Consider the following 557-nt stretch of genomic DNA (forward strand, 5'->3'; position numbering starts at 1 on the left):
GGCCTGCTGGCGGCGATCGAAAACAGCGTGTAGGAGTTGCCGCTGGCATAGGCCGCCTCACCCGTATAGGTGAAGAAGGTCAGGAACAATCCGCCGATCGCCGCCGTGGTGCTCGGCGGGGTTTCGCTGTTCGGCGGCAAGGGCAGCGCCATCGGCGCCATCTTCGGCGCACTGGCTTTCCGCACGATCGGCGACCTGTTGTTCGTCTTCGATTTCGATCCGCTCTGGCAGCCGCTGTTCCAGGGCGTTATCCTGCTGGTCGCCGTCAGCCTCGGCGCCTTCGCCCTGTTTCGGGTCCGCAACCGGCTGGAGTGGTTCCTGTGAGCGAAACGACGCTTGGCGGCATTGCCGGCCGCATGCCAAGATTCATCCGCCGCGCCGATCCGGCGGTGCTGACGGCCTTTGCCTGCATCGTGCTTTTGCTGTTCTTCGGCAGCCTCTATTCCAGAAGCTTCCTGTCGCCTGAATATCTCCTGCAGCAGCTCAAGGTGGCTTCATTCCTCGGCGTTATCGCGACAGGCATGATGCTGGTCATCCTGCTCGGCCAGATCGACCTG

1 protein-coding gene and 2 pseudogenes are annotated in these 557 nt (G+C 62.8%); 2 read left to right on the top strand and 1 reads right to left on the bottom strand.

Annotated elements, in window-relative coordinates:
• Window positions 1–185: hypothetical protein (locus EN879_RS39620; protein ID WP_206521117.1), on the bottom strand; the 185-nt coding region annotated here is incomplete at its 3' end.
• On the opposite strand from EN879_RS39620, the pseudogene EN879_RS38245 reads away from it, so the two are divergent.
• Both EN879_RS38245 and EN879_RS38250 read left to right on the top strand, forming a co-directional pair.
• Window positions 97–324: pseudogene (locus EN879_RS38245) on the top strand (ABC transporter permease); the annotation flags it as partial. The gene EN879_RS39620 and the pseudogene EN879_RS38245 sit on opposite strands and share 89 nt — an antisense overlap.
• A pseudogene (locus EN879_RS38250) lies at window positions 321–557 on the top strand (ABC transporter permease); the annotation flags it as partial. The pseudogenes EN879_RS38245 and EN879_RS38250, both read left to right, overlap by 4 nt.

It is taken from the genome of Mesorhizobium sp. M7A.F.Ca.AU.002.02.1.1, from assembly GCF_003998535.1.
In the GTDB taxonomy this organism is placed as follows: domain Bacteria; phylum Pseudomonadota; class Alphaproteobacteria; order Rhizobiales; family Rhizobiaceae; genus Mesorhizobium; species Mesorhizobium ciceri.